The organism is Fodinibius salsisoli (genome assembly GCF_026229185.1).
In the GTDB taxonomy this organism is placed as follows: Bacteria; Bacteroidota; Rhodothermia; order Balneolales; family Balneolaceae; genus Fodinibius; species Fodinibius salsisoli.
On sequence record NZ_JAGGJA010000008.1, the window covers coordinates 120,919 to 140,225 of the forward strand.

Consider the following 19,307-nt stretch of genomic DNA (forward strand, 5'->3'; position numbering starts at 1 on the left):
TTTTCTATACCCTATTGCCTCTGCAATCTATTCAGGAGCACCTACTTTCAGCTTCTGCCCTACATAAATCCGAGATCCATTTAAGCCATTCAGTTGTTTAATTCGGCTTACCGAAATTCCATGAGAATTGGCAATATCAATCAGAGTGTCATTAGGTTGCACGGTATATTCCCCGGAAGCTTTTGAGGAAGAAGCCAAATAGGCTTTTTTAATTTCTTTACCCGCCTGCTGCTGTCGTTCTATCTGTTGCTTCTTACTGAACGACATTCCATCCACCTTCTGATAGTATTCCTGCTCAGCTTTGGGAACGTAAATAGTCAAGTATTCACCGGGGCGAATAACATTGGAGGTATTATTCCATGACCGAATGCGTGATGAACTGCTATCAAACCATTCCGCAATGTGCCCCACGGTATCACCACTTTTAACCTGGTAACGAATGCGGGCTTTGTTAGAATTATTCGAAGACTTGTTCTTAGTACTCTTCTTTGCGGTCGTTTTACTTTTGGATTGATTTGTGGGACGGTTTGCTGCAATCTCTTTCTTGCTACCCGGAGCCAGGGGCACTACAATTTTCTGCCCGGGATAAATAGTGCTCGATAAATTTTCGTTGGTCTCATAAAGAGCTCGCACCGATGTTCCGTATTTCCGTGCAATATGGCCAAGTGATTCTCCCCGATTGACCGTATGCATAGCCACATTACGGCCGCGCTCATCCTTGGGAATATTTTCGTAATTGGATGCAAACCGTTCTTCGGTACCCAGCGGTAGTTTCAACGGATACTCATTTCCAGGAGGGGTAGCCCAGCGTAACAGTTCAGGATTATACTCCTTCAGCTTATCCAGCGTGATGCCCGCAGCCTCAGCCAGCCTATCCAGCGGCATAAGAGGAGCTACGCGGTACACATCATAATCATAATGGGCCGCTTGGTATTCCTTTTTAAATCCAAAAGATTCAGGATTCATCTCAATCATCGTAGCCGCAATAAAACCCGGCACATAATTCCGTGTTTCCCGTGGTAAATAAGGAGAGGCGGCCCAATAATCTTTTTGGCCACCAGCCCGACGTATGGCACTCTTTAACCCCCGGGGACTTATATTATAACCGGCCATGGCCAGGTGCCAGTCTCCCCAAACCTCATACAAATCCTTCAAATGTTGAGCCGCCGCCCGCGTTGCTTTTTCTGGATCTTGCCGTTCATCAACCCACCAGTTCACTTCAAGTCCATACATTGAGGCTGTGGACCGAATAAACTGCCACATTCCCACCGCCGAAGCCCAGCTCTTAGCTGTGGGATTCAGGCCACTTTCGACCATGGAAAGATGGATCAATTCCTGGGGCACCCCTTCTTCTTCAAAAATTTCCTTCATCATGGGAAAGTATTTTTCCGATCGCATCAGCCATTTCTCCATAACTTGTGGCCGTTTCATCGAAAAATACATTAAATGCTTGTTCACACTCTTATTTTGAACCAGTGGTACTTCCGTGCGGTTGGTTGGAATATTTTCTGGCAGGTTGTAACTATCTTTCACCCAATCATTATCGTCAGAGTAGAGCTCTTTTTGGATAGCAAAAATCTCACCCTCTACCTGACTCTCTGACCCTTTGACTCCATAAAATTTTCGGTATTCCGTCATTACCGAGCGATAGACTTCACTAAAACGCTGATCCGACTGCACCTCCGGATATTTGTCAAGCAGCTCCTGGAGTCCTCCCAGTGCATCTGTAATATATTCTTCTGCCTTCAGAGGATTATCATTCAGCTGTGCTTCAATAGCTTTCACATGGATACGATAGATACTTACGATCCGTGCCATCACATCTTTTTCAAAACCGCTTGGCTGTAACCCAGCCTGTTCCGAGCTGTCTGCAGCAGAAGGTACCCCCTCACTTTCCAGTGGATTATTGTAGGATAAAAGTGTAGGAGATATGGGGACTCCCTTCAATTCAATATCAGGTGAAGAATCAGAGTTCTGTGCCGTCGCTAAGAAAGGAATTAACAGGACGGTTAAAACAACCAAGGATAACTTCTGTTGCATAAGTGTCAAATAATGTTTTTTGAATTATACAATTGCTGTATAGTACTATTGCTGATCATCGATCTTGACCTGAAGCTGAACCCAAGTCAACTGCTGCCTAAGCTATTTCGATCTGTTTTTTGTCCACTGCTGAACGATCGGCCAGCGTCTGCCGGAACCAAAAGCTTTGGAACTCAGCTTTAGTACCGGTGCGGATTGAGCCCTTTTAAACTCCATTCGATCAACCAGGGATAAAATGCGATTTACCATCTCCTTATCAAAACCAAGTGCTTCGATTTCTTCAACCGAACGCTGATCTTCAAGATATGCTTTTAACACAGCATCCAAGGTATCATAGTCCGGCAGCGAGTCCGAATCTTTTTGATCCGGGCGTAATTCTGCACTTGGTGGTTTCACTAAAATGTCCTTCGGAATTATTTCGCTCTTATAATAATCATTATTTAGCCAATGAGCCACCTCATAAACCTCTGTTTTATATAAATCTGCGATGACTCCCAATCCGCCGGCCATATCACCGTACAAGGTGCAATAACCGGTTGCCAGTTCCGATTTATTACCGGTATTAAGCAGCATATGCCCGAACTTATTCGAACAGGCCATCAGCAAGGTTCCCCGGATGCGGGGCTGCAGGTTTTCTTCTGCCAGCCCAAAAGAGGCATCACCAAATAGTGGATCAAGAGCATCATTAAATTCATCATACAGCCCCTCGATCGCTATTTCTTCAAAATCAATACCCAAATTTTTGGCCAGTTGCTCGGAGTCGCTAATGCTCCCTTCCGAGGAGAAGGCCGATGGCATGGTAATACCCAGCACATTATCCGGGCCGACGGCTTCCTTGGCAATACAGGCTACAAGGGCCGAATCGATGCCCCCGCTCAATCCAACCAATACCTTGTCTGAAACAGCGGTTTTCTGCAGATAATCTCGCAAGCCGAGCCGGAGCCCCTTAAAAAATTGTTCAGGAAGAGCAGGGACCGGCGGCATGTCACCTGATAAAGATTGCAGGGATCTCCCTTCTTCCCATTCTACATCTATAATATCTTCTTCAAACATCGCGGCCCGATCAATAAGTCTCCCCTCCTGGTCGATAACACGAGAATCGCCATCCGAAATAAGTTCGGTATTCCCTCCCACCTGGTTGGCATATAAAATGGGAACGTTAAGCTCTTCCACATTCTTTTTGAGCATCTTTTCGCGGATGGCCGGCTTGTTTCGGGTGTATGGAGAGGCTGAAATATTGAGAATCATTTCCGCTCCCCGGTCCACTAATTGCCGGGCCGGCTGCAAATCGTACGTTAGATATTGCGGGTCACTGTAGTTGTACCAAATATCCTCACAAATAGTAATCCCTACTTTATGCCCATAGAGCTCCACACATTCAAATTGGGTGCCAGGTTCAAAATACCGCAATTCATCGTACACATCATAGTTTGGCAGTAATGCTTTATGAATTTCCGCTTTCACCCTACCCTTCTGAAGAACAAGCGCACTGTTATAGCACTTTCGTCCGACTCCGGATTCATTCTGCGTAACGGTCCCTAAAACAACCGCCAAATCGTTGACCTGAGAAATAACTCGCTGATTGATCTCGTAAATGCTCTCCAAAAAGGCATCGTACTCGAGCAAATCCATCGGTGGATATCCGCAGGTAGCCATCTCCGGAAGCAGTAGCAGATCTATGCCATCAGCTTCAGCCGAAGATATAGCTTCACTAATCAGCTCAAAATTACCTTCCAAATCACCTATTGTCGGATTGTGCTGCTGTATCCGTATGTTCATAAACGCTTGTAACCTATATTGAAACTGTTAGTCTGTTGCTGAATACACTTTTTCCCCGGCAACCCATGTTTCCAAAACTTTTGTTTGCCAGATTTGCTGGACCGGCACTTCAAACAGATCTCTATCCACCAGTATAAAATCAGCCCATTTTCCGGGTTCCAGACTACCCAGCATCTCTTCCTGGTGGGCCGCATAGGCTGCACTAAGCGTAAAAGAGCGCAACGCCTGCTCGCGGTGCATCCGTTCCTCCGGGTACCAACCGCCTTCGGGATTCCCCTGCTGGGTTTGCCGGCTTACAGCAGAATACAAGCCATAAAAAGGATTCACATGCTCAACCGGAAAATCAGAGCCTGATACCACTACCGTCCCCTGATCCAAGAAAGTCTGCCAGGCATAGCCGCCCTCCATTCGCTCCGGACCAATCCGATCTTCAGCCATATTTAAATCACTGGTAGCGTGCGTCGGCTGCATGGAGGCCAAAATATTGAGCGGTTTAAAGCGCGGGATATCTTCCGGGGCCACAATCTGGGCATGCTCGATGCGATGTCGCAACGACTGATTGCCCAGGCTATCTTTGACGTTGGCAAAGGCATCGAGCACAACCCGATTAGCCCGATCTCCGATAGCATGTACATTTGTTTGGTATCCGGCCGAAGCCGTTTTCAAGATCTTTTGGGTCATCTCCTGCTCCGAAGAAAACAGCAGCCCCCGATTATCGGGATCATCACTGTATGGTTTAATCATTGCAGCGCCCCGGCTTCCCAGCGCTCCATCGGCATACAACTTCACACTCCGAAGCGCCAGCATATCGTTCTGATATGACTCAACCGGTCCATTTTGCGACAACGAATCGAAGGTCTGCCCTGCTCCCGCAATCATGCCATAGATACGCGTAGTCAGAGAATCTTCATCAGCAAAATTTTTATACATTTTCCAAGCCTCAACACTTACCCCCGCATCATGAACACCGGTCAACCCATGGCTGCGCATTTGCTGGAGGGCTTTCAGTAAAGCAAGCTCTCGCTGTCTATCTGAGGGTTCAGGAATTTCGGAAGCAATCAACTGCATGGCGGCATCTACAAATACGCCTGTCGGCTCCCCCTCTTCATTACGAATGATCTTTCCACCTTCGGGATCTTCCGTTTTGGAGGTGATGCCAGCCAGTTCCATGGCGCGAGAATTGGCCCAGCCCGCGTGTCCATCAATTCGACTCAGCCAAACCGGGCGCTCTTTAACAACCTGGTCGAGCTCCTGGGCCGTTGGGAATCGGTTAATATCCCAATGGGTATGATTCCATCCTCGCCCCTGTATCCAATTGAGGTTGGGATATTGGGTAGCATATTCCTCTACCTGCTGTAAGGCCTTATCCAACGATTGGGTGCCTGCCAGGTTTGCATTTATCTGTTGAAAACCTAATCCCATTACATGGCCATGCCCATCGATAAGTCCGGGTAGCATTACTTTACCTCCTCCATCAATAAGGGTGTATGCCCCTGCATTGACAAAGGTCGTATCACTGTAGACATCCACTACTTTACCATCCTCGAAAGTAATGGCAGAAAACTCCTTCAGCTCATCATTATAAAACGTATATCCCTGCACATTCTGGATGACCACCCGGCTGGACACCTCTTGTACCTGACATGCATTAACCAGCAAGGCTAAATAAATAAATAACGGAACCGATAATTTTATTGGATTCATAACACTTTTGGGCTCTAAAACATTATTTTGAATTTCAGGGCTAATCAAAGATGGTAAAAGAAGATCGATTTTCCCATAATTTAAGCTTGGGCAGCAAGCTTTGAGGAGCAAAGGGACGATCATCAAGTTCTGCGATAGGCATCCATTCAACGGCCTCCAGAAGCTGATCCCCGGCATTCAATTCGGGATCCCCCCCTAATGCAGGCGTACCCGACTGGTGGTGGACCTCGAAATAACATTCAACGGCATGGAAAGGCTCATCAATAAGCTCGTTAATATGGAGCAAGCCACCTACTGTAACAGTGGCTTGGGTTTCTTCCTGAAATTCGCGCTCCAGGCTCTGTGCCATTGATTCTCCAAATTCTACTTCTCCGCCCGGTGGCATCCATACCTGCTGGTCGATAACCGGAGAGTGGATTTTTACCAACAGGATTTTTTCCTCTTGAACCAACAATCCACAGGCACGCAGACGCACGCGATGAGAAAATACGTCGTTATCGAAAGACATTAGGTTTCGCCGACGATAATCTTTTCGCGTTCTATGGGTACGTTCAAATCATGTTCTTTAGCATGATTCAGACTTGCCTTCACAAAATCCACAAAGAGTGGTTGCGGATTGTTGACGGTAGAACAGAGTTCCGGATGAAACTGAACACCTACAAACCAGGGATGATTTTTAATTTCTATAATTTCTACCAAGTCCCGCTCGGGGTTAAAGCCAACCAGCTCCATCCCCTCCTCCACGAGTTTATAACGGAGGTTATTATTTACCTCATAGCGATGGCGATGGCGTTCCTGGAACTGTAGTTTACCATATGCTTCATACGTCTTGGTGTTCTCCTTTAATTTACAATCATAGAGCCCTAACCTCATGGTTCCCCCTTTGTTCTCAATGTCTTTCTGGTCCGGCATAAGGTCGATGATCGGATGTTCCGTATCCTCATCAAATTCGGTACTGTTGGCGTCTTCCCATCCACATACGTTTCGAGCAAATTCAATGACCGCACACTGCATGCCGAGGCATATCCCAAAGAATGGAATCTTGTTCTCACGCACATAATTGATGGCCGCCAACTTTCCGTCAATACCACGCCCCCCAAATCCGGGAGCAACCAATACCCCGGATACTCCTTCCAATTTTTTCTCCACATTACCGGGTGTCAGATCATCCGACTGTATCCAACGGATATTGACCTCACAATCGTTAACCGCGCCCGCATGGATAAAGGCCTCAACAATAGATTTATAGGCATCATGATGCTCTACATATTTACCGACTAAGGCAATTTCAATCTCAGTAGATGGATTACGCACCGCTTCTACAAATCCAATCCATTGTTCCAAGTCGGGCTCACCGCCTTCAAGCTTCAGCTTATCCATGACCCGCTCATCAAGACCCTCGCCCTGCATAAGCAGCGGCACCTCATAAATACTTTCCGCATCCAGAGAGGCAATGACATCTTCCTGCTCAACATTACAGAACTGAGCGATCTTGTTGCGAATGGTCTCATCCAGCTCATATTCCGAACGTGCCACGATAATATCCGGTTGCAGCCCGCTTTCGGAAAGCGTTTTAACCGAATGTTGGGTAGGCTTTGTTTTCAATTCACGTGCCGCAGAAAGATATGGAACCAAAGTAAGATGGATAGAAAGGGTGTTATGCCGTCCCACATCGTAACGTAGCTGTCGCACTGCTTCAATATATGGAAGGCTTTCTATGTCACCCACGGTTCCTCCAATTTCAACAATGACTATATCGTAATCACCGGATTCCCCCAAAGCAAGGGTGTGCGACTTAATTTCATCGGTAATATGCGGTATCACCTGCACGGTCTTACCAAGATAAGCACCCTGCCGCTCTTTGGAAATCACATCGTTATAGACGCGGCCGGTGGTCACATTATTTTCCTGCGAAGTCTTGATGTCCAGAAACCGTTCGTAATGCCCCAAATCAAGATCTGTTTCCGCGCCGTCTTCCGTTACATACACCTCCCCGTGTTCATACGGATTCATAGTTCCCGGGTCGACATTAATATAAGGATCCAACTTTTGAACGGTGACGCGAAGCCCGCGGGCAACCAACAACCGCCCTAAAGATGCACAGATTATACCTTTGCCGAGTGAAGATGTAACCCCTCCGGTTACGAAAATGTATTTTGTGGACATGAGATCATTCTATTAATTAGGGAAAGTAAAAAATAGAATGTTTCTGCTCAGCATTCAAACCAGAATACATTTTTTTTAAGAAAATATTAATTCTCTGTGGGCATCCTGTCTACCTTACCATTTCTCCCTACATAGATTGGTCTTCTAAGTTAATTTCATGCCTTCCGGATCCCAGGAAATCATCCGCTGCTCCCGTTGACTTATATTTGTGAGCAGTGCCGGAGCGGCCGCCCGAAATCCAAACGCTGGCCCCTCTACCACGGATGTGCCATTTCGGATGGCATCGAAGAAATCCACAAAATGGGCTAATCGAGAGTCATACCCATCTGATGTGCTAAACTCAGTGGTATTATCTAACTCCGGCGATCCGGGCAGATCATCGGCATGCTCGGCCCGGTAGTTTTGCTCAAACTCCTGCTGAACTTTCTCTGAAAACGTCATCACCGAATTGTAGCCGTTGACCAGCTGATCGACCGATGGAGCGCGACGGGGATAATGCGTTAATTTCACGCTGTTGCCCGGAGCCACGTCAATAGCGCCTTCATCACCAATAAACCGGATACGAAATCCACTGCCACCGCCATCCGCTAAATTACTTTGCAGCAGAAGCGTAAACTCCGGATGGTTTTCGGTTTCCGGATAATGATACTGACCGCTGAGCACGTCCGGAGCTTCGCGGCCATCAAACCATGAGCGAAGCCCGCCTGCCCCGGCCACATGCGTGGGTCCTTTGGCTCCAACCACTGTATGCAGCCCTGTAAAAAGATGCACAAAAAGATCGCCGGGTACCCCGGTACCATAGTCGTGGTAGCACCTCCAGCGGAAAAACCGCTTGGGATCCCAGGGTACTTCAGGGGCATCTCCCAGAAAAGCATCCCAATCGACGGTTTCCGGGGTAGCGTCTTCCGGGATGGAATACTGCCAGGCCCCCAGAGAAGAATTTCGATTATACGAGGCTACCACCTGATTAAGCTTTCCTATAGCACCCGATTCAAAAAGCTCTGCTGCTTTTTGGAAAACGATATCACTGGCATGTTGGCTGCCCACCTGCATTACTTTTTGGGTATCCTTATGTGCTTGAATTACCTGGTGCCCTTCTTCAATGTCATGCACCATGGGTTTTTCGCAATAAACATGCTTACCGGCATTCATCGCATCAATCGACATCTTGGCGTGCCAATGGTCTGGTACGCAGAGTAATACTGCATCGACATCAGAGCGATCAAGAATTTCGCGATAATCTCTGGTGGTAAAAACATCATCACCGAAGACCTCTTTGGTTCGGACAAGCCGGGAATCATAGCAGTCGGCGGCAGCAACCAACTCTACGCCGGGTACTTCCAGAGCAGTCTGCGTATCATAGTGGGCGATAATGCCCATGCCAATGGTAGCAATTTGGATACGGTCGTTTGCTGAAAAGCGGTCTTTCCAGTTGTTATTTTCTAAAATTTGCGGCGTGGAGGAGGCCGAAAGCCCAAAGCCTCCTGTAGCCAAGCCAGCCAATCCAAAAGTACTATTTTTGAGAAAATCCTTACGTGAAATATCGCCAGACATATAAAATCCTTATTTTAATCCCAATTCTTAGTTATGGTATTCCATTTCCTGATATTACCCAGTAAAAGTCCTTAAACCTATCTTCCTCTCTTGCATAGGTCATGCTTAATAAGATCTGCGAAAAAGACTACTTCTATTATATCAGAATCTTGTAATTTATCAAATAGTTCTCCCCTAAAACCTTTTCCTCTTTACGTCTTTTTACCGTTTCTTCGCTGGTCAATAAGCGCTTTAAGCCGATCGGGCCGGTTGGTAAAGATACCGCTGACATCTGCATCCAGCAGTTGCTGCATTTGGTCGGTCTCATCAACCGTATAAACAAAATGTGGAATATTGAGTTGGTGTAACTCTGGGCCCCACTTTGCCATATATTCGTGATAACTACAGTTGAACGCATCAACCTGGTAGTCATTCATAAGCTGGGCGGGAGGCCGACCGTTGGACTGTCCGCGATTATACAGTAGTGCCACCGGGATTTCAGAATCCAGTTTTTTAAGATGCCTGAGCGCCCTATAATCGAAACTTGAAAATAGCACATGATGTTGCATATTTAAGTCATGGACCAGCTGCAGGCATTTTTCTTCCACGCCCCCCGATATTTCAGCCGAAACGGCTTCGGTTTTTATTTCAATATTCAGGGCTATTTTACCTGCTACCAGTTCCAGCACTTCTTGCAGCGTTGGAATTGTTGTTCCGGCATATTGAGGGCTAAACCAAGCCCCTGCATCGAATGCCTTGAGCTCTTCCAGCGTATGGTAGCTTAACAATCCCTTGCCATTGCTGTGGATACTGAGTTTTGCATCGTGAAATACGACCGGAACGCCATCACTGGTGAGCATCACATCCAGCTCTATCATTGCTGCTTCCATCTCGAGGGCTCCCTTAAAAGCCGGGAGCGTATTTTCCGGATAATAGGCACTAGCGCCACGATGGGCAATTACGATGCATTCCTCATAACTGTGATGAAATAAATCAGGCAGCCGATATGCTTGTTGATCCATATTAATGAAATGAAGAGTCAAAAAGAGCCTAAGGTTCCGTTTGGTACGGCTGCATGTCACTCATGCCGCTTCCACATTAAATAATCTATCAGTTCATTAATCTGTTTCCGCTGATAAAAAATGAGGCCGACATTAACCCCAAAGACGACCAGGATGATGATAAAAAACGTTTGGCCAAGCTGGGTTATATCGTAGTAAAAGGAATAGCCAAAAATCAGGATAGCCGCAATATTGACGGCCAACATGATCCATTTTTTACGATTTTTTTTATGAAGTTCCTCCACTTGTTCTTCAACCGGAAGCGACTGCTTGTCTTTTTTCAAATGAATATTAAGGTACGACTGCAATCGCTCCTGCTCTTTCTTATCTGTAAAATCTGTCATATTAATTCTTCGACTCCATCACCCTTTTCATAGCATTACGCAAAAGCAAATCCGGATCATGCAATTTGGAGACCGTATGATAAACCAGGAAGAAGCCCACCATCGTTGTAATACTTGCAATACCCGTTAACACGGTAGATAACCACAGCGAGGTTATGTATCCCAAAATTGCTACAACAATGACCAACAATCCTAACGCCACCTGGCATAATCCTGCTACAATATAAATTGTAGAGGTAGAATGAATCCGATTAATTAGCTTCGCAATACCGGTTCTGTACACAGAATCTTGTATATTCTGTGCATCGGATGGGGTCTTCCAGTCATTATTTTTGTTTGATTGTTCCATGATAAAAGCACCCATTTTAATAAGCCATAATATACTAATAACTTAACCGAAATTGTTGTCTTTTCAATCCTAAATTTTCTATATGTCTGAAGATAATTCTAATATTTACATTTATGGGCGCCATCCCATCCAAGAAGCCCTTGAAAACGAAGCAGAGCGAATTGAAAAAATATATGTCCGCGACTCTCTGCGCGACCATCAGATTTCATCGATCTTTGATTTAGCTTCCAGCCATCGCATTCCTATTTCGCATGTACCCGGCTCCAAGCTTTATGATTTGGTAGGCAGCGTGAATGACCAAGGGGTTGTAGCTTTGATGAGCGCCATTTCCTACCAGGATTTTGGAACCTGGATTGATACAATCGACACCTCTGCGTATCCTGCTGTCCTTTTACTTGACCAAATTGAGGATCCCGGTAATTTGGGTGCTATTCTCCGTACTGCAGCTGCAGCCGGTATATCAGCCGTATTGGTCCCTAAACATCGGCAGGCCCCGGTTAATGCTACCGTTTATAAAACTTCCGCCGGCACCGCAGGCCGAATTCCCATCGTGCGAGCAGGCAATTTAAACCAGGCTATCTTAAAACTTAAGGACGCCGGTTTCTGGATTGGCGGACTGGATATGGATGGCGATCAGGATCTCTGGTCCCTCGAAGTGGATCGCCCCCTGGCTTTTGTGGTTGGCAATGAAGGAAACGGCATCCGCCAAAAAACGCTTGAGCACTGCGACTACCATTTCCGTATCGATATGGATAATAACGTAGAATCACTCAATGCCTCTGTCAGTACTGCCCTGCTCTGTTATGAGTGGAAACGGAAAAAGTAAGCTGCGGGGTGCCTACTTTGGGTAAATCAAATAGGGCTTCCGGTGTTCACTAAATTCTCTGGCGGTTTGCTCCCATTCCTCGACGTAGCTTTCGTCCTCGAGCTGTTGCAGCAACCTTGCCTTATCGATGCCGCTCAGTTTCTGAATAAAATCACTGAGCTCGGCATCCGGGGTCGCATCCAGGAAGGCCGAAAGAAGGGCCGTACCAAATTTTACAGGATCAACCTGATCAACATCCGTAATTTGCAATTCCACTCCGTGGCAGCGTTCTCCTTCAAAATCCGGATTGGGTGCCTTGCCGGGAATGGACTTCGGTCGAAAAGAGACGCGTTCCACATTAATACCCGCAAAGTTGCGGCGCAAGGGGGCAATATGGCTGGTGGTTAACTTTGAAGTGGGTGAGCCGATATTCATAAATGGGTCAGGAGTGCCCCGCCCTTCGGAGATATTTACTCCTTCAAACAGTACCGTCCCAAGATAGATGAATGCGTGCTTAAATGTCGGCAGGTTGGGAGACGGTGGAGTCCACTCCAGTCCTGTATCCGGCCATTTCATTGAACGCTCCCACCCTTGCATAGAAATTACTTTCAAGGTACTGTCGGAAGCGTAATCTATCCATTGCTCTCCAACCATCATTTTAGCCAGCTCGCCGAGCGTCATGCCGTGGGCCATTGGAATGGGATAAGCGCCAACAAATGACCGATGCTCTTCCTCCAACATCCAACCAGAAATATAATCTCCCCCTGCCGGATTCGGACGGTCGAGGACCCAAACGGGTACGCCGTGCTGTCCAGCGGCTTCAATTACATTGCCCATTGTAACGTTATAGGTATAGAAACGGGCACCCACATCCTGCATGTCAAACAGTAAGACATCCACCTCATCAAGCATTTTTTGGGTGGGCTTCTTGGTTTTACCATACAGCGAATAAACCGGAAGTCCCGTTGCTTGATCCACGCCATCCTCAATCGTTTCTCCAGCACCGGCATCCCCACGGAAGCCATGCTCGGCAGCAAAAAGGGCTGTCACGTTTACATTGCTGGCCATGAGTGTATCCAGCATATGAACGCCATCAACGCGGGCCGTGGGATTCATAACCAAACCCACTCGCTTTCCTTTCAGCTCATCAAGATGTTCATCCAGCAATACTTCTGCTCCTACTTTTACTTTGGAACGATCTATGGATGTTTGAGACTGACAAGCAAAGGTACAAACCGTCAAAAAAAGAAGAAATGATCGGAGATACATAGCAGGTATGGATGATGGTTGTCGATTATTTACCAGGTATTCTGTAATAACCGACAACCATTTGCAAAAAACAACTTATGCTTTATTAGCAACCACTTCAGCTTCAGAAAAGAAGTAAGAAGCTTCTTTCTTGCCATTTTCTACAGAATCTGAACCATGAATAATATTTTCGCCTACACTGTCAGCGAAATCGGCACGGATGGTTCCTTCTTCTGCTTCATTAGGATCCGTTGCCCCGATAAAGGTTCGAAAATCTTCTATAGCATTCTCTTTTTCCAGGATCATGGGCACACAGGCGCCGCTGCTCATAAATTCACACAGCTCATCATAGAAAGGTCGTTCCTTATGCACAGCATAAAAACCACCGGCCGTATCTTTGGTGAGGCGGGTCATCTTCATCGCAACAATGTTAAAGCCTGCTTCTTGAATACGACGGGTAACTTCGCCAATTAATTCTTTGCGTACACAATCGGGTTTCAAGATCGTCAGTGTTCGTTCTATAGCCATATCAAAAAAGAATAAATTAAATCAATTAAGAGTTCTGAATACTTATAAAATGCGGTCTCAAATATAAGACATAGATCATTAATTAACGAAGCACATCCGTTCAATCAGCCCATCTTGTCATATTCTGAACTAATAAATCACTACACCCCTCAATCACATTGATAAGTAATGCATTTATCCTAAAAAACTTAAGAAAATAAATAGTTTGTGAGCTATCTTTACAACCATTAGCTTAGAAGCAGATGAGCTAACTCAAAGTTTTTACAACTATTATTTAATCTATCTATCCATGAGTACAAATAATAAGAGCTATAAAAATGCCGACCCACCCATTGCGCACAGTTCTAAGGGAATGAACAAGAAGAAAAACATTGCGCTTATTGCTCACGACCATCGGAAAGAAGACTTAATTGACTGGTGTGACTTCAACCAGGGCTCTCTTTCGAAACATAGGTTATATGGAACTGGAACAACCGGAAAATTGATTGCCGATAAAGTGGGGTTAGAGATTCATCGCTTCAGTAGCGGTCCATTGGGAGGTGACCTCCAGATTGGTGCCGCCATCTCTGAAAATGAAATTGATATGATGATCTTTTTCTGGGATCCGCTACAGGCACAGCCCCATGATGTGGATGTGAAAGCGCTGCTGCGTATTGGCGTACTTTATAATATACCGATGGCATGTAATCGATCCTCCGCCGACTTTATGATTTCTTCAGATCTTTTTGATGATAAGTACGACCGGTTTCTTGTTGATTATAGCCAACGTTTCACCAAAGATATTGATGCAAAAGAATAATGAGTGACGACTCCGATCACAATCGACTTGCGCAGGAATCAAGTCCTTATTTACTTCAGCATGCCGATAATCCGGTGGACTGGTACCCATGGGGGGAAGAAGCATTTGCCAAGGCCAAAGAGGAAGACAAGCCCGTATTTCTTTCCATCGGATATGCCACCTGCCACTGGTGCCACGTGATGGCCCATGAGTCGTTTGAAGATGAGGATGTAGCTGCGATGATGAACCAGGCCTTTGTGAACATCAAAGTAGATCGAGAAGAGCGTCCGGACATCGACAAAACATATATGCTGGTCTGCCAGATGCTTTCTGGCAGCGGTGGCTGGCCGCTGAACGTCCTTCTTACACCGGATAAAAAGCCCTTTTATGCCGCCACCTATATTCCTAAACAGGGCCGACAGGGTCACCCGGGCATGCGAGAGCTTATCCCGTGGATTTCTCAACTCTGGCGAAATGAGCGAGAAAAAGTATTAAAATCTACCGATAATATTCAGGAGGCCTTCCAAAAGTCCAACGACTTTACCGCCAGCGATCAGTTGGGGGCCAACCTCCTGGACAAAGCCTACCAACAATTTAGCGGCCAGTTTGATACGTCTTACGGTGGATTTGGATCGGCGCCTAAGTTTCCGGCTGCCCATAACCTCATGTTTTTACTTCGGTACCACCAGCAGCATGATAATTCTGATGCGCTGCGGATGGTTCAGGAAACGCTCACCCAAATGCGGATGGGCGGTATTTTTGATCACATTGGGCTTGGTTTCCATCGCTATTCCACCGATCGAGAATGGTTACTCCCCCACTTTGAAAAAATGCTGTACGACCAGGCGATGCTGTTAATGGTCTATATTGAAGGCTGGCAATGCACGAATCAGCCGTTATTCGAACAGACTGCCCGCGAGATCATCAGCTATCTGCTACGAAAGATGCAGCATCCCAAAGGCGGCTTTTATTCCGCTGAAGATGCGGACAGCGAGGGCGAAGAGGGTAAATTCTATGTTTGGAGCCCGTCAGAAATTCGTGACGTTTTGCCTACCGCTAAGGCCGAACTTGCTATCGAAGTTTTCAACATTATCAAAGAGGGCAATTATACCGATGAAGCCACAGGTCGTAGGACCGGCAAATCGATTCCCCACCTAAAAAAATCAGTTCAAGAGCTGGCCGATGAACGAAATATGGAGAAGGCACAGCTGCAGGAGGAGCTGGAATCCATTCGCAAGGAACTGCTGCAAAAACGTCAAGAGCGCGTAGCACCCCTGCTGGATGATAAAATCCTGACAGACTGGAATGGACTTGTCATTGCAGCTCTTGCCAAAGCGGGACGAGCATTGAATGAAGAGAATTACATCCGACAGGCTGAACAGTGCTTCCGATTTATTTCTGAACAACTGATAGACGAAAACGGCACGCTCTATCATAGATTTAGAGAAGGTAAGGCAGGGATTGAAGCTCATGCCGATGACTATGCTTTTCTTATCTGGGGGCTTATTGAACTTTATGAAGCCACTTATACCACTCGCTATCTGGAGCAGGCCGTACAGCTTAACCAGCAGTTTATTGACCGATTCTGGGATAATAAGCAAGGCGGATTCTATTTTACGGACGAGGCTGGCGAAGAACTTTTAGGACGCAAAAAAGAAATTTATGATGGTGCTCTTCCTTCCAGCAATTCTATTGCCATGTTGAACTTGCTTCGATTAGGACGAATGACCGGAAATACGGAATGGGAAGAGATGGCGGATCAAATTAATCGGCTTTTTTCTTCCGAAATCCGGCAAGCCCCCACGGGATTTGGTGCTGCTTTACAAGGAGTCTCTTTCGCCGCCGATCCCACTTCTGAAATCATCATTTCCGGTCAAAAAGAGGAGCCACTGACCCGCCAAATGACGGAGCTCCTTTCCAGCCGGTTCCTGCCCAATGCTGTTACCTTGCTCCACTCCCCGGAAGACGAGGCCATTCCGAAGCTTATCCCCTATTTATCTGACTTTGAAATGCAGGGTGGAAAACCCACGGCTTATGTCTGCCAAAACTATAGCTGTGAGCTTCCGACCAACGATCCTGCAAAAATGTTGGCCTTGATCCAGTCTCCAGATGAATAAATTTAGCTATTGACCCTTAACTTTTACTTTGAAGTTCAATAACTGTAATCGTTGGTGGGGCGTTATATCGGATGGGACCCAATGTAAAACCCAGCCCGTTATTGACATTGATGGGTAATCCGCCTTCATGATATAAGCCGCTCACATATTTGGTTTCTCGTGCTGCCGCAGAAAAATCCATCCCCATGAACGGAACCTGAATTTGTCCCCCGTGCGTGTGACCCGCCAGCAGCATATCGAATCCGTATTTTTGCGAGCTTTCGATGAGATGTGCATCCACCTGGTGCGAGGCCATAATTTTCAGAACCGCATCTTTAGCATGCCAGGCCAGCGAATCGACGTCTTCAGGCTTTGAACGTTTGCTGTAAACCTGGGTGATTCCGGTCAGCATCACCCGGGACGAATCATCCACGAGAATCGCTCTATTTTCATCCTTGAGTAATGGAATGCCATGCTCTGCCAATGCCTTTTCAACATGCTTTGTTCCGGCCCAGTAATCATGATCACCAAGGACGGCATACGTTCCATAAGTGGCTTCCGCTTTTCCAAACTCCTCGGCCGACATCCGGATAAAATCGGTGCCATAGGAGATCAGGTCGCCCGTAAAAAGAACCAAATCCGGATTCTGAGCATTAACTTTTCGCACATATTGGCCAATCTCACTTCGGCCGGTGTATTCATCTCCCTGGATATCCGAAATATGTACCACTTTAAACCCTTCTAATGCATCTGGCAAGTTTTTGACCTGCAAGACGACTTCTTCTTTCGTTATTTCGGTCGTATCATGATAAACTTTCCACCCGCTGTAGATGAAAGTCAATCCAAACAGTATCAAAAGCAAATAGGCATGCCCTCTTTTAATTATCCCCGGATGCCACGAAAATAACCAACTGAATAATTTGGCCACATCCAGGATAAGCACCCATGTGAACAGTTGAAAGACGAATATCAGCCCAAACCAGAACCAATAAGTCAAAGCCTTAGGATATTTTAATACATCAATATGCCCATTCACATAAAATTCCAATGTTCCCGCAATAGGAAAAATATAAAATGAGCAAAGAATGAAGGGAATGATTCGCTTACCAAAGGTTGTTGCTGTAGTCAATTGTCTGCCAGAAACATAAAAACGCCATAGTAGATATAAAATAGCTGGTAACATTATTAATGATACCAAAAGAGTCATTCGAAGTAGCCAAGACATAAATTCTAAAGAGTTCAAAAGTTTTGTTATATTTTTGCTGATTTAGCCTAATGTTATTTTAGCTTTTGAACAAACTTCTTTTGAAGGTAAATCTATTACGCTGCACATTGCGTAATAACTAATAGGATAACAATCGTGTTTATATTCAACATACTTGCAACCATCGGAAAAGTTACGCACGGTAACTCCGATGATGAAGTACAATTAATGAAAAGAATTAAGGCACGTGATGAAGAAGCCCTCGAGGAGCTATATGAGCTATATAAAAGACTGCTCTTTGGGATGATTCTGTCTATCGTCAAAAAACGTGAGGAAGCTGAAGATGTGCTACAAGAAGTTTTTGTGAAAATATGGAATAAAGCGGATTCCTTTGATGAGAATCGCGGTAATGCATACAGCTGGATTGTAACATTAACGCGCAATAAAGCGATAGACCGTATTCGCTCTAAAGGGTATAAAACACAAAAAAAAGCTTCCGTAAGTATTCATGAGCCGCTTTTTACGTTGGAAGGCGACAAGCATGACCCGATGGAAACGACCATTTTTTCAGACCGCGCCGAACTAGTTAAAAAAGCTTTACAGGAAATTCCCGAGAGTCAGAGTCAAGTTATTAAAATTGCCTATTATCGGGGCATGACCCAGTCTGAAATCGCGGATCATCTGGATATACCGCTGGGAACCGTTAAAACACGAACCCGACAAGGATTGATCAAACTAAAACGTATTTTAGAAGAATTTATATCAACCGATGGCTAACGAACAATCACATAATGAACATTTCGAAGAGCTGTGTTCGGGCTACGTCCTGAATGCGCTTGATGAAGATGAGCGTGCTGAGTTCGAGGAGATGTTGGCAGAGGCCACTGATGAACAGTTGCGCCTCTATCAGGCATTGTGGTCTACGGCCAACCAACTGGCTTTTACTATAGAAAGGAATGAGCCTTCGGAAACACTTAAGTCCCGGATACTCGCTCAAATTCAAGCAGACTCCGAATCCTCGTCTGACGAAGCAACTGTAACCTCGATAGACGATCAAAAAACCGCAGAAGACCAAGATCGGTCATTTAACTGGTCGGCCTTTTCTACTGCGGCCTCTTTTGCCCTGCTGATTGTAAGCCTGAGCCTGCTTTTTTACTCATTCAACCTGAGCTCTGAAATTGATCGAAAAGAAACCGTTATTGGCAATCAGGAGACTAAAATTACTGAACTGACCAATGAATTAGAGCGCAAGGAAGAAATGCTGGCGATCCTGGAATCCCGGGATGTGGACATGGTGCTGATGTCGGGACTTGAGGTCAATCCCGATGGCTATGGTAAGGTTATTTGGGATTCGGAAAAACAGCAGGCTTTGTTACAAGTAGCCAACCTGCCTCCCGTACCAACGGGTAAAGATTATCAGCTATGGCTCATAAGGGATAACCAACCCGTGAGTGCCGGAATATTCGCCGTTAACGACAGTAGTCGTGATAACTTTTTCAAAATTGAGGAGATGGCTCAAGCCAGTGAACAATCCGCTAATGCTTTTGCTATAACCATGGAGCCTAAAGGCGGTGTCCCACAACCTACCGGAGATATGTACCTATTGGGAAATATGACCCCTGATAATTCAAATTAGGATATTCCTTAAAGGATTCTATCCCCTCACAAAGAA

The 19,307-nt window shown here is 45.9% G+C and carries 17 protein-coding genes; 5 read left to right on the forward strand and 12 right to left on the reverse strand.

The window, feature by feature from the left end; all coding sequences use genetic code 11:
• Positions 1-27 precede the first annotated feature (27 nt).
• The 9 genes from J6I44_RS12910 to J6I44_RS12950 form a co-directional block, all read right to left on the reverse strand.
• Positions 28-2,040 carry a LysM peptidoglycan-binding domain-containing protein gene (locus tag J6I44_RS12910; protein WP_265766561.1) on the reverse strand — a complete coding sequence of 671 codons (2,013 nt, stop codon included), beginning with the start codon at positions 2,038-2,040 and terminating at the stop codon, positions 28-30.
• Positions 2,041-2,142: 102 nt separating this feature from the next.
• Complete coding sequence (locus J6I44_RS12915; protein ID WP_265766562.1) at positions 2,143-3,819, reverse strand: NAD+ synthase; 1,677 nt, start codon at positions 3,817-3,819, stop codon at positions 2,143-2,145.
• A gap of 27 nt (positions 3,820-3,846) precedes the next feature.
• Positions 3,847-5,523 (reverse strand): amidohydrolase, encoded by a 1,677-nt coding sequence (locus J6I44_RS12920; protein ID WP_265766563.1) that lies wholly within the window; start codon positions 5,521-5,523, stop codon positions 3,847-3,849.
• A 40-nt stretch (positions 5,524-5,563) separates the two neighbouring features.
• Positions 5,564-6,031 (reverse strand): NUDIX domain-containing protein, encoded by a 468-nt coding sequence (locus J6I44_RS12925; protein ID WP_265766564.1) that lies wholly within the window; start codon positions 6,029-6,031, stop codon positions 5,564-5,566.
• Entirely contained in the window at positions 6,031-7,689 is a 1,659-nt protein-coding gene (gene pyrG / locus J6I44_RS12930) for a CTP synthase (protein ID WP_265766565.1), read from the reverse strand. Before pyrG ends, J6I44_RS12925 begins: the two co-directional genes overlap by 1 nt.
• Before the next feature lie 144 nt (positions 7,690-7,833).
• Positions 7,834-9,243, reverse strand: a complete 1,410-nt coding sequence (locus J6I44_RS12935; protein ID WP_265766566.1) for a Gfo/Idh/MocA family protein — start codon at positions 9,241-9,243, stop codon at positions 7,834-7,836.
• A 191-nt stretch (positions 9,244-9,434) separates the two neighbouring features.
• Positions 9,435-10,244 (reverse strand): glycerophosphodiester phosphodiesterase, encoded by an 810-nt coding sequence (locus J6I44_RS12940; protein ID WP_265766567.1) that lies wholly within the window; start codon positions 10,242-10,244, stop codon positions 9,435-9,437.
• Positions 10,245-10,300: 56 nt separating this feature from the next.
• Positions 10,301-10,627, reverse strand: coding sequence for a hypothetical protein (locus tag J6I44_RS12945; RefSeq protein WP_265766568.1), 327 nt, complete (start codon positions 10,625-10,627; stop codon positions 10,301-10,303).
• A 1-nt stretch (position 10,628) separates the two neighbouring features.
• Complete coding sequence (locus J6I44_RS12950; protein ID WP_265766569.1) at positions 10,629-10,976, reverse strand: hypothetical protein; 348 nt, start codon at positions 10,974-10,976, stop codon at positions 10,629-10,631.
• A gap of 82 nt (positions 10,977-11,058) precedes the next feature.
• Between J6I44_RS12950 and rlmB the strand changes: the two genes are divergently transcribed.
• Positions 11,059-11,802, forward strand: a complete 744-nt coding sequence (rlmB, locus tag J6I44_RS12955) for a 23S rRNA (guanosine(2251)-2'-O)-methyltransferase RlmB (protein ID WP_265766570.1) — start codon at positions 11,059-11,061, stop codon at positions 11,800-11,802.
• Between the two features lie 12 nt (positions 11,803-11,814).
• Here the strand turns inward: rlmB and J6I44_RS12960 are convergent, their stop codons facing one another.
• Positions 11,815-13,050 (reverse strand): exo-beta-N-acetylmuramidase NamZ family protein, encoded by a 1,236-nt coding sequence (locus J6I44_RS12960; RefSeq protein WP_265766571.1) that lies wholly within the window; start codon positions 13,048-13,050, stop codon positions 11,815-11,817.
• Between the two features lie 75 nt (positions 13,051-13,125).
• Positions 13,126-13,551, reverse strand: coding sequence for a nucleoside-diphosphate kinase (ndk, locus tag J6I44_RS12965; protein ID WP_350356706.1), 426 nt, complete (start codon positions 13,549-13,551; stop codon positions 13,126-13,128).
• Between the two features lie 358 nt (positions 13,552-13,909).
• Here ndk and J6I44_RS12970 point away from each other — a divergent pair, with 358 nt between their 5' ends.
• Entirely contained in the window at positions 13,910-14,356 is a 447-nt protein-coding gene (locus tag J6I44_RS12970; RefSeq protein WP_350356707.1) for a methylglyoxal synthase, read from the forward strand.
• A complete protein-coding gene (locus tag J6I44_RS12975; protein WP_265766574.1) occupies positions 14,356-16,452 on the forward strand; it encodes a thioredoxin domain-containing protein in 2,097 nt (698 codons plus the stop codon). Before J6I44_RS12970 ends, J6I44_RS12975 begins: the two co-directional genes overlap by 1 nt.
• Before the next feature lie 16 nt (positions 16,453-16,468).
• Here J6I44_RS12975 and J6I44_RS12980 read toward each other — a convergent pair whose 3' ends face one another.
• Entirely contained in the window at positions 16,469-17,560 is a 1,092-nt protein-coding gene (locus J6I44_RS12980; protein ID WP_265766575.1) for a metallophosphoesterase, read from the reverse strand.
• 231 nt (positions 17,561-17,791) lie between these two features.
• Here J6I44_RS12980 and J6I44_RS12985 point away from each other — a divergent pair, with 231 nt between their 5' ends.
• Complete coding sequence (locus J6I44_RS12985; protein WP_265766576.1) at positions 17,792-18,412, forward strand: sigma-70 family RNA polymerase sigma factor; 621 nt, start codon at positions 17,792-17,794, stop codon at positions 18,410-18,412.
• Positions 18,405-19,271: an anti-sigma factor gene (locus J6I44_RS12990; RefSeq protein ID WP_265766577.1), complete on the forward strand. Its 867-nt coding sequence runs from the start codon at positions 18,405-18,407 to the stop codon at positions 19,269-19,271. The genes J6I44_RS12985 and J6I44_RS12990 overlap by 8 nt, the downstream gene beginning before the upstream one ends.
• Positions 19,272-19,307 lie beyond the last annotated feature (36 nt).

What these genes read in the sequence shown, in the direction of transcription:
- J6I44_RS12910 (WP_265766561.1), bottom strand. Translation starts at nt 2,040, where the DNA reads ATGCAACAGAAGTTATCCTTGGTTGTTTTAACCGTCCTGTTAATTCCT.
- J6I44_RS12915 (WP_265766562.1), bottom strand. Translation starts at nt 3,819, where the DNA reads ATGAACATACGGATACAGCAGCACAATCCGACAATAGGTGATTTGGAA.
- J6I44_RS12920 (WP_265766563.1), bottom strand. Translation starts at nt 5,523, where the DNA reads ATGAATCCAATAAAATTATCGGTTCCGTTATTTATTTATTTAGCCTTG.
- J6I44_RS12925 (WP_265766564.1), bottom strand. Translation starts at nt 6,031, where the DNA reads ATGTCTTTCGATAACGACGTATTTTCTCATCGCGTGCGTCTGCGTGCC.
- pyrG (WP_265766565.1), bottom strand. Translation starts at nt 7,689, where the DNA reads ATGTCCACAAAATACATTTTCGTAACCGGAGGGGTTACATCTTCACTC.
- J6I44_RS12935 (WP_265766566.1), bottom strand. Translation starts at nt 9,243, where the DNA reads ATGTCTGGCGATATTTCACGTAAGGATTTTCTCAAAAATAGTACTTTT.
- J6I44_RS12940 (WP_265766567.1), bottom strand. Translation starts at nt 10,244, where the DNA reads ATGGATCAACAAGCATATCGGCTGCCTGATTTATTTCATCACAGTTAT.
- J6I44_RS12945 (WP_265766568.1), bottom strand. Translation starts at nt 10,627, where the DNA reads ATGACAGATTTTACAGATAAGAAAGAGCAGGAGCGATTGCAGTCGTAC.
- J6I44_RS12950 (WP_265766569.1), bottom strand. Translation starts at nt 10,976, where the DNA reads ATGGAACAATCAAACAAAAATAATGACTGGAAGACCCCATCCGATGCA.
- rlmB (WP_265766570.1), top strand. Translation starts at nt 11,059, where the DNA reads ATGTCTGAAGATAATTCTAATATTTACATTTATGGGCGCCATCCCATC.
- J6I44_RS12960 (WP_265766571.1), bottom strand. Translation starts at nt 13,050, where the DNA reads ATGTATCTCCGATCATTTCTTCTTTTTTTGACGGTTTGTACCTTTGCT.
- J6I44_RS12970 (WP_350356707.1), top strand. Translation starts at nt 13,910, where the DNA reads ATGAACAAGAAGAAAAACATTGCGCTTATTGCTCACGACCATCGGAAA.
- J6I44_RS12975 (WP_265766574.1), top strand. Translation starts at nt 14,356, where the DNA reads ATGAGTGACGACTCCGATCACAATCGACTTGCGCAGGAATCAAGTCCT.
- J6I44_RS12990 (WP_265766577.1), top strand. Translation starts at nt 18,405, where the DNA reads ATGGCTAACGAACAATCACATAATGAACATTTCGAAGAGCTGTGTTCG.